Source organism: Henriciella sp. (genome assembly GCF_029937755.1).
GTDB lineage: Bacteria > Pseudomonadota > Alphaproteobacteria > Caulobacterales > Hyphomonadaceae > Henriciella.
Genome location: NZ_JAPYPG010000004.1, coordinates 75966 through 91345, shown reverse-complemented (window position 1 = coordinate 91345; position 15380 = coordinate 75966). Strand labels below are relative to the sequence as shown.

16 protein-coding genes are annotated in these 15380 nt (G+C 55.0%); 9 read left to right on the top strand and 7 right to left on the bottom strand.

The annotated features are described in order from the left end of the window. Nucleotides 1-74: 74 nt before the first annotated feature. The 3 genes from Q1K29_RS10215 to Q1K29_RS10205 are packed head-to-tail and all read left to right on the top strand — an operon-like array spanning nucleotide 75 to nucleotide 3150. Nucleotides 75-1370 (top strand): glycosyltransferase family 4 protein, encoded by a 1296-nt coding sequence (locus Q1K29_RS10215; RefSeq protein WP_300394291.1) that lies wholly within the window; start codon nucleotides 75-77, stop codon nucleotides 1368-1370. Next, nucleotides 1364-2092 (top strand): class I SAM-dependent methyltransferase, encoded by a 729-nt coding sequence (locus Q1K29_RS10210; protein ID WP_300394289.1) that lies wholly within the window; start codon nucleotides 1364-1366, stop codon nucleotides 2090-2092. Before Q1K29_RS10215 ends, Q1K29_RS10210 begins: the two co-directional genes overlap by 7 nt. Further along, entirely contained in the window at nucleotides 2092-3150 is a 1059-nt protein-coding gene (locus tag Q1K29_RS10205; RefSeq protein ID WP_300394286.1) for a hypothetical protein, read from the top strand. The genes Q1K29_RS10210 and Q1K29_RS10205 overlap by 1 nt, the downstream gene beginning before the upstream one ends. Here the strand turns inward: Q1K29_RS10205 and Q1K29_RS10200 are convergent. The 5 genes from Q1K29_RS10200 to Q1K29_RS10180 all read right to left on the bottom strand — a co-directional run bounded on the left by Q1K29_RS10200 (nucleotide 3145) and on the right by Q1K29_RS10180 (nucleotide 7095). Next, a complete protein-coding gene (locus Q1K29_RS10200; RefSeq protein ID WP_300394283.1) occupies nucleotides 3145-3756 on the bottom strand; it encodes a class I SAM-dependent methyltransferase in 612 nt (203 codons plus the stop codon). The genes Q1K29_RS10205 and Q1K29_RS10200 overlap by 6 nt on opposite strands. Before the next feature lie 227 nt (nucleotides 3757-3983). Beyond that, nucleotides 3984-4619 carry a class I SAM-dependent methyltransferase gene (locus Q1K29_RS10195; RefSeq protein ID WP_300394281.1) on the bottom strand — a complete coding sequence of 212 codons (636 nt, stop codon included), beginning with the start codon at nucleotides 4617-4619 and terminating at the stop codon, nucleotides 3984-3986. Nucleotides 4620-4652: 33 nt separating this feature from the next. Next, a complete protein-coding gene (locus Q1K29_RS10190; protein WP_300394278.1) occupies nucleotides 4653-5474 on the bottom strand; it encodes a phytanoyl-CoA dioxygenase family protein in 822 nt (273 codons plus the stop codon). Continuing rightward, nucleotides 5471-6403: a glycosyltransferase family 2 protein gene (locus Q1K29_RS10185; RefSeq protein ID WP_300394275.1), complete on the bottom strand. Its 933-nt coding sequence runs from the start codon at nucleotides 6401-6403 to the stop codon at nucleotides 5471-5473. The genes Q1K29_RS10190 and Q1K29_RS10185 overlap by 4 nt, the downstream gene beginning before the upstream one ends. Further along, entirely contained in the window at nucleotides 6400-7095 is a 696-nt protein-coding gene (locus Q1K29_RS10180) for a WbqC family protein (RefSeq protein WP_366524193.1), read from the bottom strand. The genes Q1K29_RS10185 and Q1K29_RS10180 overlap by 4 nt, the downstream gene beginning before the upstream one ends. A 251-nt stretch (nucleotides 7096-7346) precedes the next feature. On the opposite strand from Q1K29_RS10180, the gene Q1K29_RS10175 reads away from it, so the two are divergent. The 6 genes from Q1K29_RS10175 (at nucleotide 7347) to Q1K29_RS10150 (ending at nucleotide 13026) form a co-directional block, all read left to right on the top strand. Further along, entirely contained in the window at nucleotides 7347-8012 is a 666-nt protein-coding gene (locus Q1K29_RS10175) for an acetyltransferase (RefSeq protein ID WP_300394269.1), read from the top strand. After that, the gene (locus Q1K29_RS10170) at nucleotides 8009-8932 is read left to right on the top strand and encodes a hypothetical protein (RefSeq protein ID WP_300394266.1); all 924 of its coding nucleotides are present in this window, start codon (nucleotides 8009-8011) and stop codon (nucleotides 8930-8932) included. Before Q1K29_RS10175 ends, Q1K29_RS10170 begins: the two co-directional genes overlap by 4 nt. Further along, nucleotides 8929-9345 carry a GtrA family protein gene (locus Q1K29_RS10165; protein ID WP_300394263.1) on the top strand — a complete coding sequence of 139 codons (417 nt, stop codon included), beginning with the start codon at nucleotides 8929-8931 and terminating at the stop codon, nucleotides 9343-9345. Before Q1K29_RS10170 ends, Q1K29_RS10165 begins: the two co-directional genes overlap by 4 nt. After that, a complete protein-coding gene (locus Q1K29_RS10160) occupies nucleotides 9342-10214 on the top strand; it encodes a class I SAM-dependent methyltransferase (RefSeq protein ID WP_300394260.1) in 873 nt (290 codons plus the stop codon). Before Q1K29_RS10165 ends, Q1K29_RS10160 begins: the two co-directional genes overlap by 4 nt. Before the next feature lie 10 nt (nucleotides 10215-10224). Next, the gene (gene rffA / locus Q1K29_RS10155) at nucleotides 10225-11361 is read left to right on the top strand and encodes a dTDP-4-amino-4,6-dideoxygalactose transaminase (protein WP_300394258.1); all 1137 of its coding nucleotides are present in this window, start codon (nucleotides 10225-10227) and stop codon (nucleotides 11359-11361) included. 165 nt (nucleotides 11362-11526) lie between these two features. Further along, on the top strand, nucleotides 11527-13026 hold the full coding sequence (locus Q1K29_RS10150) for a hypothetical protein (RefSeq protein WP_300394255.1): 1500 nt from the start codon (nucleotides 11527-11529) through the stop codon (nucleotides 13024-13026). 428 nt (nucleotides 13027-13454) lie between these two features. On the opposite strand, the gene Q1K29_RS10145 is transcribed toward Q1K29_RS10150, so the two are convergent. Together Q1K29_RS10145 and Q1K29_RS10140 are read right to left on the bottom strand one after the other, a co-directional pair. Continuing rightward, nucleotides 13455-14504, bottom strand: coding sequence for a Coq4 family protein (locus Q1K29_RS10145; RefSeq protein ID WP_300394252.1), 1050 nt, complete (start codon nucleotides 14502-14504; stop codon nucleotides 13455-13457). Between the two features lie 32 nt (nucleotides 14505-14536). Then, nucleotides 14537-15379: a fumarylacetoacetate hydrolase family protein gene (locus Q1K29_RS10140; RefSeq protein WP_300394249.1), complete on the bottom strand. Its 843-nt coding sequence runs from the start codon at nucleotides 15377-15379 to the stop codon at nucleotides 14537-14539. Nucleotide 15380 lies beyond the last annotated feature (1 nt).

The window sequence follows — 15380 nt, the reverse complement described above, 5'->3', positions numbered from 1 at the left end:
GACTCCGACGCGTTGAAAATATGGACACTCTGACGACTTGCTTTCGTGCATGTCGGCTGTAAGCACCAAACGCAATGGTCACGACACACGCCCGGCTTCGGCATAGCAAAGCCGCATTTCCCTCTGAGCGATCTCCTCTTCGTATTGCGATCCTTGGGTATCGCTCAGACCCAAATGTCGGGGGGCAGGGTGTTTACGTGGACTATCTGTCCCAATCGCTTGCCGAGGCGGGCGCGCATGTCGACGTCATTTCTGGTCCGCCTTATCCCGAGCTTACAGGCGATGTGCGGTTACTGAAGATTCCGTCCCTCGATCTCTATGCACAACCGCATCACGGTCACTACTCGCTGCGGCCTCGACACTTGCTCAGCCCGACCGACACTTACGAGTATTTCGGGCATCTCTCGGGGAAGTTTGTCGAGCCATATGTTTTTGGTCAGCGCGCTTACCGCTTCCTGAAACAAAGGGTGCAAGATTATGACGTGATCCTTGATAATCAGACCCTCGCCAACGGGACACTCAGGATACAGTCCAGTTTAAAGCTGCCGTTGGTGACCATGATCCATCACCCGGTTACGCAGGACCGCACACTGGCGCTTGAGGCCGCGCAGACCTGGCGCCAACGCTGGTTGATCAGGCGCTGGTATGCCTTTCATCACATGCAGATTCGTGTCGCACGCAGGTTAAATGTCATGACCTGTCCTTCAGAAGCGGCAAAGAACGATATTGTCGATGCGTTTGGTATCGCTCCCGACCGTATCCACCCCATCCCGCTTGGCGTCGACCAGAGTGCATTTCGCCCAAGACCTCACATCCAGCGCTCGCCAAAGCGGATCATCTCGACGGCCAGTGCAGATACGCCGCTCAAGGGGCTTCCAGTTCTTTTGACCGCCTATCGTCAGCTTCTTGATACTCATCCCGGCCTGGAACTGGTTGTCATCGGCAAGCTGAAGAATGGGCAGGCCCGGCGCACGCTTTCTGAACTGGGGCTGGAGCACCGTGTGCAATTCAAAAGCGGGCTGTCCAGGCAAGAGCTGGCAGAAGAATTTTGCCGAGCTGCGATCGCAGTTACGCCGTCGCTTTACGAAGGATTTGGTTTGCCGGCCGCAGAAGCCATGAGCTGCGGGACGCCGGTAATCGTCACCGATGGTGGCGCCTTGCCGGAAGTCGCAGGCAAGGCGGGCATCGTGGTGCCACGCGGTAATGCGAATGCGCTCGCTACGGCGATCGGGGACCTACTTGGGCGCGCTGACGCGCGCCGCTCGGTCGGCGAAGCTTGCCTGAAGCGTGCAAAAGCGGAATTCGACTGGCGCAGGATCGCACCACGCTATCTGTCGCTTATGGAAGAGGCGAGAGCGCACGCATGCTAACGGCGCGCTTTCGGCACCTTGGCCTCTCGGCGGGCGACCGCGTTCTGGATCTTGGCTGCGGTGAAGGGCGCCATGTTCATGGCCTTTACATGCTCGGTGGTCTCCAGATTGACGGGATCGATCTTGATGAGGCAGCCCTGAGGAAGGCCGAAGATGGTCTCAAGTCTCTGCCACCACCGCCAGCCGACAGAAAGGGAGCAATACGGTTTTCGATCGGTGACGCAACAGCCCTGGATTTTGCGGAGAATACGTTCGACGCTGTCATTTGCTCGGAAGTGCTTGAGCACCTTCCAGACTATCACGCCGCGATTGCCGAAATCCGCCGCATACTCAAACCGGGTGGGAGGCTTTGCGTATCTGTCCCGCATGCATGGCCCGAACGGATATGCTGGCGTCTTGCGCCGCCACCCGATGGATATCCATACCAGCCGGGTGGCCATATCCGCATCTTCGATGAGGTCGACCTCAAAGTGTCTATCGAGCGGCATGGATTCCGCATGATCCAACGCCATCATGCACATGGACTGCACGCGCCGCTCTGGTGGCTGAAGTGCGCGTTCTGGACGCGGCGAGACGATCATCCCTGGGTGAAAGCCTATCACCGGTTCCTCGTCTGGGACATCATGAAGCGCCCAGTACTGACGCGCGCACTGGATGCTCTTCTCACACCGGTGATGGGAAAGAGCCTGGTCATGTACTTCGAAACCACAGACGCGCTGTGATGGATGGTTCATTCAAGCCGGGCCTGACCAATGGTGTGCTGGACCTCGATGCGCCTCTTCGGAGAATCCTGGCACTCCAGACCCCGGAGGGGGCCATTCTCTGGTTCGAGAATGGTCCCTGGGACCCTTGGAACCATGTCGAGAGCGCGATGGCGCTCACTGTTATGGGTAGAACCGAAGCGGCAAGCGCGGCTTTCGATTACCTTTATGCCACGCAGCGCCCCGATGGCGCCTGGTTTGGCGAATACGGCAATGCGCTTCCCATGGTCGATCGTGATTTTATAAGCCGTGAGCCGGCGCCGCGGCTGGTCGATACAAATTTCTGTGCTTATCCGGCTGTCGGCGTCGCGCATTTCGCGTTGGCAACAGGCAATTGGCACCGGGCACGTAAATGGTGGCCCATGATCAAAGCCTCCATCGATTTCGTGGTATCGCTGCAGCGTGATGATGGAGCGATCCCCTGGTCCCTCGAGGCGATCAACACCCCCGACGATGATGCCCTATTGGCGGGCAATGCCTCGATCGCCAAGAGTCTCGAGTGTGCTATATTTCTGGCAGGCAGGTTTGACGAGCCTGTTGGTTCTTGGCGGCAGGCACGCGCAAAGCTGATCCAGGCCCTTCATGACCAACCAGACGCTTTCGACAGGCGGGCGACGGGGCAGCGTTTCGCCATGGATTGGTACTATCCAGTCCTGTCAGGAGCCTTGAGCAAAACCTCAGCGCGTCAACGCCTCGACCAGCTCTGGAGCCGCTTTGTCATTCCCGGCAAGGGATGCCGCTGCGTGTCTGATGAGCCGTGGGTGACCGTTGCAGAAACATGTGAGTTGGTGATTGCTCTTCTTGCGCTCGGTGAGCGATCGTCGGCTGAACGGCTGTTTCGCCAGGCCATGTCTATTCGAGATTCGTCTGGCGTCCTCTGGATGGGCTGGCAAACCGCCGAGCGTGTTGTCTGGCCAAAGGAACAACCAAGCTGGACACAGGCCGCCGCCATACTCGCCGCCGATGCGCTGGAAGGATTTAGCACCGCGAACCGGATCCTTGTCGCGTCGGTCCTATAGCCGCCGCAGCAACCTCAGGCTTTTCACAGCGCGCTCTTCGACGAATACGCTGGACGCCAGCGCTTTCTGGTAGATTTCGAACGGTGGGCGCCCGCCATCTTCCGGATCGGGAAATACATCATGGATCGCGAGGAGTCCGCCAGCCATGATGTGGGGCACCCATCCATTATAATCATTAAGGGCATGCTCCATTGTGTGGCCGCCATCAATGAAGAGCAGGCTCAGAGGCGTGCTCCACCGCGAGGCGACATCCCTCGATTGACCCACAATCGCGACCACGGTCCCTTCCAGGCCAGCTTTGCGTACGGTTTTCCGGAAAAACGGGAGCGTATCAACAGCATCTGCCTCTGCGTTCCAAACGTCGGGATCGAAGTACTCCCAGCCAGGCTGATTCTCTTCAGAGCCGCGATGGTGATCGACAGAGAACAGCAACTCGCCGGCGTGCGCACAAGCAGGGCCCATATAGATTGCGGACTTGCCGCAATATCCGCCGACTTCCAGACACGGCCCGTGAGGCGCTCGCTCCAAAGCAGCGGCTTGAAGCGCAAGGCCTTCCTCATGATCAAGGAAGCCTTTTATGTCGGTAGGATTTAGCGGTAATTTCATGGCAAAGAGATACCCGGCCAGCCATGCAAAGTCGATTGACCGGAAGTCATGAGACAAATGCGAACTTGTCTCTGATGAGCGCAAGTAGACATGCTGAGCCAGCCAATAGCTGAGCCATTCGAGGAGAGGGATATTTGTTCGGTTCGATTTGAGGGGAGGCGATGTCCTGCTATGCGGGGTTTTCAGTCGCCCTCACCCAATCAGCCGATTCTCCTGACAATGCTCAATCATATGCTCTTTCGCACAAGAATTGTGAACTCGTACAAGTCGTAGTCGTGCAGCAGAGCTACGTTCGGAGAGTATCTGCGCTTGCAAAAATCGAACAAATGCAACGGGTCAGCATAAAACAGATCCGACCTCATCTTATCTGCATCTGAGTATGACGTAAGGCAGTTGAATGCCACACCGCGTTTCGACTTGGAGACCAGCATATCAAGCGTGTCTTTAATATAATCGAGCCACGCTTCATCTCCGTGCCCGACCGGCACATTAAAAATGCCACTCGCAACGACATAGTCAAAAACCTGATCGAGCTCGCTACCGGCCACGAAGGTTGCATTCGACTTTTCTTTGAGACGCTGGCGGGCACTGTCGACCATCTTCTCGGATGCATCAATTCCTACATAGTCAAATGCGTCTGCGCGATTTTCCAGATACTCGTAGAGGGCGCCGTAGCCACACCCAAAATCAGCGATTGAGTAGGATTCGCGAGATGTGATGAGGCGGCACAACTGCTCGAACCTTAGCTGCTGGCTAGCGAGCCCGTTCCAGTCGACACCGCGAGGGGTATCTCCGTGCTCGGCCAGCTTAGCAGCGTAATAAGATGCGACATCCGCTATCAAATCCGTACGTTTGAGTGTCACTTTACGCTCTTTCTACGGTCGAATTTGAAGATATTATCGCGATCGTTTGGCGTCGAGATAGGCGGTCGCTGAATCAGCCTCATCATACCCGAAGCCGAGGATCTGACGCTGCTTGCCGCTGAGTGTGCCGGGATCCAGCTGTCTGGGGATACGAATCTGCTGGCGGAAATGAGGGATGTTGTAGATGTGATTGACTGCTCGCCTCGGCCGGTCTGTCAGATTTTTGCCTCCTGCATGATAAGTCATGCAATCGAGCAGAATAAAGCTGCCCGCCGGAGCACTTATCTGCACAGCATTGGCTTTGACGAAATCTGAAGACGGAAACTCCTCGGATTTGTGTGAAGCCGGCAAGACAAATGTAGCTCCGTTCTCTGGAAGAAACGGATCGATGCAAAAAAGAGCGTTAATCGCGATTGGGCGAGAGGTCACAAAATGCTGGTAGGCAAGGTCACGGTGCCAGGCACCCTGATTGTAGTCTTGCCTTGGCGGATTGATGATGCCGTTCTGTTGATTGAGGATGAAGGTTCCGAGGATCAATTCATCGATCACCGCCAGTAAGCGAGCATCGAAAGCCAAGTTCAGAAAACTACCAAATCCGAGTGCCATAGGGCACCGTATCGTGTTGAGCTCATTGAGTTCCCTGAGCCGGGATTCGCCTTGCGCTTTGACGTAGGTGGTGTGTGCTGCATCGAAATCGTCGCTGATTTTTGCCAACTCACCGTCTGAGAGACCAGAATCCAGCACAGCATATCCGAGCAATCGTATTTGCTCGACAATGGAGTCCAGCTCGCCACCACGCCCATTTCTCTTCAATATGCCATAGGACGAAGTTGGTATTCCAGATTGTCGGGTCATGAAGATTCCGGCGATCGATATATCTGACGGACCACGGTCAATGGTCGTTGCTTCACCTCGGAAAACACCTTCGCGATGTATACGCCCAAAATACCGTTGAACAGGATAATCAAACCGGAAAACAACCAAATCGAAGCAACGACTGACACATATCCAGCAGGCGGTTGTGATAGGAAGAAGTACTGAAACAACAGATATACGATAAACGCGACCGAAGTGCCGAAGATTGCTAACCCCGAATAGAATACAATAAATAGCGGGCGATTGCTGAACGACGTGATCGCATTGACGAAATGGTCGAATTTTCGCGATAGCGAATAACTGGTGGGACTAAGCGCCAATTTGTCGACCACATGGTGGGTTTGTTTGAATCCCGTGATCAACCAGAGGCCGCCGATGTTCAGTTCACGCTCGGAATGAGACAGCAACCCATCTACATAGCGACGTGTCATTAGTCGGGCGGTGACTATGTTATGCGGCTGCTTGACGCCAGACATCAAATCAAAAGCCCGATAGAACACAGAGCCGGTAAATCGCTCAAACAGGTTTCCTTTTCGCCGCCTCTGGACGCCAAAAACCACATCACTGCCGGTACTTTTCAGTTCGTCGGCGAAAGGAGACAGCCAGGCCGGATCTTCTTCCAGGTCACTGTCGATCAGAAAAATGTAGTCTCCTGAGGCGTGGGCCAGACCGGTCATCATCGCTTGGTGGTGGCCAAAATTGCGCGACAGGTCGATAACTGTGAGGTGCGGATCGTTCTGAACCATGTCGACAGCAAGGCTCAGACTGTCATCAGGCGACCCATCGTTGACGAGCACTATCTCATAGTCGTCGCCAGCGAACTCGCGTGCCGCCTCGCTGGCCCGGCGGTGAAATTCAGCCAGTTCCGCGACCGACCGATATAACGTTGTTACCACAGAGAGTTTCAATGGCTTACACATTTCATGTACGTGCCTGAGTCCCGGCCGCAGTTGAAGAGAAGGTCCACTATGGACACCTGGTGCGTAAAATCACCCCAAAGCTGAGGATAGGTGGGGTAGCCGGAATAGTCGAACCAGCTGAGCGCTATATCGCGAGCCTTGAACATGTCAGCGTCAATATAGCCCTTGGCAGAAGGTCCGGAAACGTACTCTTTGGCGTCAGCCTGAACGCACAGATCCGCAAGTCGGAGCGACTTGCCTTCAACCATGGTGTAGTCGCCCGTTGAGCTGATCTTGGTCTCGATGCCCAGATATTTACACACCATACTGATCAATTGCCTGTTGATTTCAGAGAGATGTGTAACGGCCGGACCGGTATAAAACGGCGCAAGCATTTCGAACACTTCATCGAAAAACGGCGCTCGCCCGTAATTAAGTTGAAGCGCAGTCCAGTGTGCCGCGCGCCAATCCGTTCCGTCGACTTTCGTCTGCCTGATCGTCTGTTTGTATTTCCCCTTAACCTGCACCGGCACTGTGAGCCATTTGGTGCCGTGAGGCGTCTTGATGAGGTTTCGGTTTCGCCAGTCTCGCCGTGTGTACTGGACATCATCGAACAGAATGAACTCGTCCACCGCAGCGATCATGTCAAAATACCCCTTCCACGGCAGGTAGTTTGACTGGACGATGGCAACTCTCTTCAAATTTTGCTTGTCCCGATGCGCGTGCAATATTCGTGGTCGGTTTATCAGCCTTGATCGAATGCCAATAGAGATCATGGCAACTCAGGTTCAGCAACAGCTCATGCGCCTGTCTCTACAGGAAGATCGTCAAGCTGCCGGGGCGAGAAAGACGCGCAAGCTGGAGGTGTTCAGATATTGGAAGAAACTAGACTGGGTCTGCCTGATCGATTCATGACTTCAAAGGTGGAGCCAGACCGGTTAGGCAATTCGACATGACAAAACCATTGGTAATCTTCGGGACGGGTGACATTGCGCAACTGGCGTTCACCTATTTCGAGGCAGATAGCGACTATGATGTGGTCGCATTTACCGTCGATTCGGAGTATCTCGAGTCATCGGAATTTTGTGGCCGGCCCGTTGTGGACTTCGAAAGCGTTGCCGAGCGTTTTCCGCCTGAAAACCACCGCCTTTTCATCGCGCTTAGCTATGCAAACGTGAACGCGCTTCGAAAATCGAAATTCGAAGCAGGCCGCGCAATGGGCTACCAGTTTGCGTCCTATGTCAGCTCAAGAGCCAGCATTCTGAACGAGGGCCAGATTGGCGAAAACTGCTTCATTCTCGAAGACAACACCATCCAGCCTTTTGTTTGCATTGGCGACAACGTAACGTTGTGGAGTGGCAATCATGTCGGTCACCACTCCACGATTGGCGATCACTGTTTCATTGCCTCACACGTCGTCATCTCGGGAGGCGTGATGATTGGGTCTCAGTGCTTCATTGGCGTAAATTCGACATTGCGAGATCACATAGTGATCGGCGAGCGTTGCGTGATTGGTGCTGGCGCCCTCATGCTGAGTGATGCTGAACCGGAAGGTGTTTACGTTGCAAAAGGGACGGAACGCTCTCGCGTGCCGAGCTCCAGGCTCCGGAAAATATGACAGGATCCTGGCGTAAACTTGGGCAACTCTATTGTCCGCCCATGGAGCCGACCCATCCGAAATTGGTCACGCACGCCGCCAATCCGGTCGCGCACCATCTGGAAGGGGATGTCTTTCGGGTATTTTTCAATGGGCGCGATCCTAAACAGCGCTCGTCAATTGGTGCTGTCGACATCGATTTGCAGTCTGGACAGGTGGTTCAGGAGTTTGACGCTCCATTCTTTGAGCATGGACCGGAAGGCAGCTTCTATTCGAACGGAATAAGTCTGGGAAATATCTGCCGTATAAATGGAGAGCATGTTTTGCTGTTCATGGGATGGGAGGCTACCGACGACGGGCGTTGGAAGGGCAATATCGGTCGGTTGGCTGTTAGTCCGGATTTGAATTTGCAGCTAAATCATCCCTGCCCTTTGCTGACTGCTCAGGATGTCGACCCAATAAGCTTATCGTATCCATGGGCGCTGGAGCAGCCACGAGGTGGCGTTCAAATGTGGTATGGCGCAACTCACAGCTGGAATGCGGGCAACGGGGAGATGCTCCATGTCATCCACTCGAGTACTTCATCGGACGGGAAGAGATGGACTCGGCACGGCCAGGTGCTGGGGCACGAGATCGGCACGGCGCAGGCTTTCTCCCGCCCCAGCATTGTTCGTAACGAAAGTGGATCCTTGGAGATGTGGGTTTCTTATCGCGGTGATCCCGCAGACACCTACAAGATTGGTTATGCCAGCAGTGAGGATGGCGAGGTGTGGAATTGGCAGCCGCATGAAGCGGGCATATCGGTTTCTGAAACAGGGTGGGATTCAGAGATGATCGAGTACCCCTTCGTTTTTGATCATCAGGGCAAGCGCTGGATGCTTTACAATGGCAACGCGTTCGGACGGTCAGGTTTCGGGCTTGCTGTGTGGGAACAGAATTGAACTGGCTTGGCATGATGACATCGGCTCAGTTCTTTCGCTTCGCGGCCGTGGGGCTGGTGACGAACCTTGTCGGATACGCCGTGTACCTGATGATTACGTTTGTGGGTGTAGCGCCTGCATTCGCGGTTACGATACTCTTCGGTTTGGGGACTGTGATCAGCTTCGTTGGAAATCGAAGGTTCACATTCCGCGGATCTGGCAACAACAGACAAGCTGGGTTGCGTTACGCGGTCACCTATTTTTTGGGGTACCTTCTCAATCTATCGATCTTGTTTGTCTTCGTTGACCACTTTGGTCTGCCGCACCAGGCGGTCCAGGCTGTGGCGATCTTCATTGTCGCTGGCGTAATGTTCCTGTTGTCAAAGTACTACGTTTTTTCGAGCAGCCCTTCTCAAGGCGAAGATTCACCATGAAGCGTTGCCCGTCCTGTGAAGGCACCTATGCCTCTGTCGAAGAGACATGTCCGGTGTGTGGGTATCAGCCGCGCCGCATCAATGGAATTGCCGCGTACGCCCCCGACCTTGCCTTGGATGCTGACGGGTTCAAACCAGAGTATTTTGAGCAGCTGGCCCGGCTGGAAGCCGGAAATTTCTGGTTCAAAGGCAGAAATCGTCTCATTCTCTGGGCAATGAGGACATTCTGCCACCGACAGCAATCCTTCCTGGAAGTTGGGTGCGGCACGGGTTTTGTCTTATCTGCTGTGGTTGAGCAAAACCCGGAAACGGATGCGATGGGGAGTGAGCTCTTTGTCGACGGACTGAAGATTGCGGCTGAACGCGTTCCTTCCGCATCCTTCATACAGATGGATGCGCGTGAAATTCCCTATGTCGCTGAGTTCGATGTTGTCGGTGCATTCGATGTTATCGAGCACATCGAAGAAGACGAAATCGTATTGGCTCAACTTCATCAAGCGCTTCGAAAAGGCGGAAAGCTGCTTCTGACCGTGCCGCAGCACAAACTGTTGTGGAGTCAGGCGGATGTGTATGCGTGCCACAAGAGACGTTACTCCGCCAAAGAACTGCACCACAAAGTTCGGGCTGCGGGTTTCGAGATCGAAAGAACCACCTCATTCGTAACCACGTTGCTGCCAGCCATGGTCGTCTCGCGATTGATGGGAAAAAAGTCGTCCGCCGAGGATTTCGATGAAACGAAGGAACTTGAATTACCGTCGTGGATGAACGCCGTTTTTTACGCCATGCTTCGATTTGAGCTTGCTCTCATCCGCTTGGGCATCGGACTCCCAGTCGGTGGGACGCGAATGCTGGTCGCTCGGAAGCCATAGGGACTAAGTTTTGGACGACAGGCACATCCCATTCAACTGGCCCCACCTGACAGGCAAGGAACTGGAGTACATCGCGGAGTCTCAGTCCAAAGGTCAGCTTGCAGGCGATGGGCCTTTCACGAAAAAGTGCCACGCTTGGCTTTCGGAACAGACTGGAAGCAAGACGCTGCTGACGCACTCTTGCACTGCAGCTTTGGAAATGGCTGCGCTTCTTCTCGACATTGAGCCGGGCGACGAGATCATCATGCCGTCCTATACGTTTGTCTCGACAGCCAATGCATTTGTCTTGCGTGGCGGTGTTCCAGTCTTCGTAGATGTTCGTGAAGACACATTGAACCTGAACGAAACGCTCCTCGAATCCGCCATGACGTCGCGAACGCGCGCTATTGTTCCGGTCCACTATGCTGGTGTGGCATGCGAAATGGACACCATTCTGAGCATTGCATCTCAGAACGGATTGGCGGTGGTGGAAGACGCTGCCCAGGGCATCATGGCAACCTATAAAGGGCGCCCATTAGGCAGTCTGGGCGACCTTGGCGCGTTCAGCTTCCACGAAACAAAGAATGTGATTTCAGGGGAGGGGGGCGCCCTGATTGTCAACTCGCCTGCACTCGAAGGCAGGTCTGAAATCATCCGTGAAAAAGGAACAGACCGGAGTCGCTTCTTTCGCGGCGAAGTGGACAAATATTCCTGGCAGGATGTCGGATCATCGTTCCTTCCGGGAGAGATCATCGCGGCGTTTCTTTGGGCGCAACTGGAAAAGGCGCGCGAAATCACCGATGCAAGGCTGAGATGCTGGTCACGCTATCACGACCTACTCGCCGACCTGGAAGCGAAGGGGGTGCTGCGGCGCCCGTGCGTGCCTGAAGACTGCGATCACAATGCTCACATGTATTACATCTTGCTTGACACAAAAGAAGCGCGTGACGCCCTGTTGGCCAAGTTCCGCCAGGCAGACGTGGCGTCGGTGTTTCACTATGTTCCCCTGCATTCGTCGCCGGCTGGCCAGCGTTTTGGCCGAACCAGTGGACCCCTGGAAATTACCGAAAGCGCCGCAGACCGGCTTCTTCGTTTACCCCTTTGGTTCGGACTAACAGAACAACAGCAGGACCGGGTCGTCGGTATTGTGAAAGCGGAACTATGCTGAACCCTGCCGAGCCGCAATTCCGCAACAGGTCTAACATGTTGCCGATCAGTATGCCGTGCCAAGTTTATGAAGGGGTGCGCATTGATCTCGCCATAGAATTTGGGCACGGCCACTTGGTTTGGCGATAGTGGCACGAAAAGCTCTCGATATCAGGACTGAAATCCTATGAGCACCGGCGTAGACGAGAGCAAGCGTCACTCGCGCAATCGCTTGTTGGTTGCGGGCGGGGCGGCCGTTGGATTGCTGCTGTTTGAAATCGCCTTCAAATGGAAGGTTATATTTTCAAAAGCCTTCGTCCTCGACGACGCCTTCATGTTTGAAAGAGCCATTCACGGAAGAGCGTTCAATGATCTGGGCGATTTTCTTCCGGCGTTTCAGGCTGTTGATTTCGACAGGTCACCGGGCCTGAAACTCTACCGGTTTCTCGCCGAGATGTCCGGTGACATCTTCATGTTGCGGATCATCTATCTCGGCTTTTTCGCGATCACGTGTGCACTCTTTGCACTTCTCCTCTACCGAGTGACCAGGAACCGGGCCTTCAGCATTCTGACGGCTGTTTTCGCGTTCATCACGCCTTTTTCGCCTGTGCTCGTATTGTTCACCAACGGATCGTACAACATCGTCTATTTTGGGTTGTTCTTCGCGGCGTTGCTAACCGGCACGTACATCGGTTTCGACGACAAGCCGAGAAAAGCGATATTGCTGGTCGCCTTGACCACAACATTTCTTCTTCTTTCGGCGGTGTTCGTTGAGGTCGGTTTCCTTTTATCGCTTGCAGCCCTCGCTTGGCTGTTCTTCTACTCCAAGGCCTATGAGACCTCGATTGGTCGAGTGCTTTTCTTGTTGAGTGGAGCTCTCGTAGTGGCACAGGCGGTCTGGATACTTCTGACCTACACCAGCCCGTACGAAGCAATGCCAGGGAGGGTAAATTACGATCTCGGCTCGATGGTCCTGAATGGCTTGAGCATCATAAACAGGTCCATTTCCAGCTTTTGGGACCCCATGATCAACACGGGACAACTGACACGGCAATCATCCCTGTGGGTGTCGATCGGGTTTATTTGCATCATGCTGGTCATGTATATCGCCACCGGTCTGAGACTTCTTCGCGGGAGCCTTGACTGGGGAGGACTAAGACTGCCTCTTAGCTTTACATTTTTCATGAGTGTATGCGCTGTGCTTTCAATTGGACCGTACACTGCTCTCAGAAGCTCTCACCTGTGGCACTATTTTCCACATATGATCTTCTTGTGCACCAGCAGCTATCTGCTGGTTTACTTCACAGTATCAAAGCGTGGCGCCTATCTTTTATTGGCGATCACAGCCTTTCTGACGACCCAGACGTACAGTCAGCAAATGCCCGCCTACCAGGACATTGTTCAGCAACAGAAATCCTTCTCAAACTTCGTACGCCTTGAAAGCAAGTCATGGCATGAAGGCGATCGCGTATTCTTGTTGTTTGAGGGGAGAATCCTTGCAGGCTTGAATAGCTCCTTCAGAAGCACTGGCTTTACGCGCTATGTCACCGACGATCCTGATGCGCCGGTCTTGTCCATCGTGAGTGCTAGCTCGGCGAGCCGCACTGATATTAACGATGACGGTGACCAGGGCGAAGTCCATTTCTATGAGATGGATCAAGCCGGAGCCTACAAGCCCATTCGCTGATCATCTGAATGCGGCTTCGGAGCGGTGACGTGATCATGCCACAAAGAGTAGGGGTATCGGTTCCGGGGGCTCATTCTTTGTTCTTCGGACACTCCGGCTAGAGGCTACTGGCGAAAATTGCGGGAAGAGCAGGAAAAACCGGGAGCGTAGACTCCCCGATTATGAAGAAGCCCGCCAGTAGCGCGCAATTTGGGGAATTCCCGGGTCTGGTCTTTAAATCAGGGACTGCGTGGCGGTCTTGTAAGACGAATGCAAACTCGTCTCTGCTTCCGGCGAACCGGTGCCTTTAGACCACGAAAAGCTGACGCTAATTGAGGATTGCCGCGTCCCGGTTTTGCTTGAAGCGATTTTTGATTTTGCTTGCAAACACAGGATCAAACCGGTTCTACCAATATCGGACTATCCCGTAGGCGATTTCGATCCCTCGTTCAGGCGGTTTTGCCTAGGAAGGCCCGAGAAAGACCGTGGCCAAGACGCTGGAAAAAACCTTTAACGACTTCCAGCTTCTGCGTTATTGCCTGCCCGCGTTCGATGAGAGCGGGTGGGTGCGGACTCTCATAGCGGTTTAGGCCGTATTTATCCCGAATTGTTTCGACTGGCTGATGCCAGATGTCTTCCCAGGGAATAAGGATGAGGGCTGGCGATTGTCGGCCATGCACCCATGCACTGGTGATCGTATCCATAAGAACGCTGTAGCCCGGCCCGGGCGCATCGGCCCCCAGGACTGCGGTGATCGAGAGAAACTGCGCTGAGTAGTTGTGGCCGAACTGCGCCATCTGGAAGGCCGAAATGGCGATCTCGTGCAGGGCGGTCGTCTCATAGCCACCGGTAATGTGCCAGAGGTCATGCGCCTGGAGCATCCGCGTATTGAGATAGGCAAGCGGCTGCGGCAGGTCGGCCAGCCCGATCGCGTCCCGGTCCAGCACTTCCAGATCGAACTTGTTATCAATGATCAGGTCATGAAATTGCCGGCCAAGCGATCCTTGCGGACAGGCGGCCAGCGTCTCGAGCGTGATCAGCTCCGGCATGGGCCCCGCTGCTGCTTCATCGACGCCTTCGAACCTGCTCGCATATTCGGCAATCCGGTCCAGGGTCTGGGGCGTCATGAACTTGCCAAGCTCGGCCGTGCGCGCCGTGATCGACAGGGCGTCCAGCTTGCCGGCCTTGCCGTCCTCGACAACCTCCCAGTACGCGTCCCACAGACCGTCTGGAGAGGGCTCGGCCGGACGGTCGAAAGGATCGATCGGCGCGGCATCTACAGGCGTGCTGGTCCATCCGGCGGCCAGGGCATCATATGTTTCGGCAATCCGGTCTTGTGCCAGGAAGGCGACATGGGCCAGCGTTGCGGCGATGGCCAGCCGGTCGGCCTTGTCAGATGCATTGGCCGACGACGCACAGCGGGCTGCTGCAGCCTTCAGGGCGTCCGGCTGCAAAGGCGCTTCAAGCGCTTCGAGAAACTCCGATTTCATCTCTTCCATATCCATTTCCTGTCCCTCTTTTTACGGCCGTTCTAGGCGTTGATGCAGACCTGTCGCTGTGTCCCCATACCCTCGATGCCAAGGGTCACGACGTCGCCGGCGCGAAGAAAACGCTGAGGCGTCATCGACAGTCCGACGCCGGGCGGCGTGCCTGTCGAGATGATATCGCCCGGCTGCAGGCTCATATGCTGTGAAAGATAGCTTATGAGGTGTGCCACACCAAAGACCATGGTCGCGGTCGATCCGCGCTGCATCTTTTCCCCGTTCACGTCGAGCCACATGGAGAGGTTCTGCGGGTTCTCGACTTCATCGCGTGTGATGAGCCACGGACCGATCGGTCCGAACTTGTCAGCGCTCTTGCCCTTCACCCATTGGCCGGTGCCTTCCAGCTGGAAGGCGCGCTCAGATACATCATGGACGATGCAATAGCCGGCAACATGGTCGAGAGCGTCGGCCTCGCTCACATATTTCGCGTGCTTACCGATAACGACGCCGAGTTCGACTTCCCAGTCGGTCTTTTCCGATCGGCGGGGGATTTCAAGCTTGTCGTTCGGGCCACAAATGGCGCTTGTCGCCTTGAAGAAGATGACCGGCTCGGTTGGCACGTCGGCGCCGGTTTCAGCTGCGTGGTCAGCATAGTTGAGGCCGATGCAGACGAATTTTCCAACGCCGGCCACGCACGGCCCGATACGGTCGCCCGGATCCATGCGGGGCAGGGTGGTCAGATCGACCTTGCGAAGTTCGTTCAGCACCACATCATCGAGCGCCGGGCCATCCCAGTCATCGATCAGATCGCTGACATCGCGAATGTCACCATTCTGGTCGATAATGCCCGGTCGTTCATGCCCGTCTGGACCAACCCTCAGAAGCTTCATT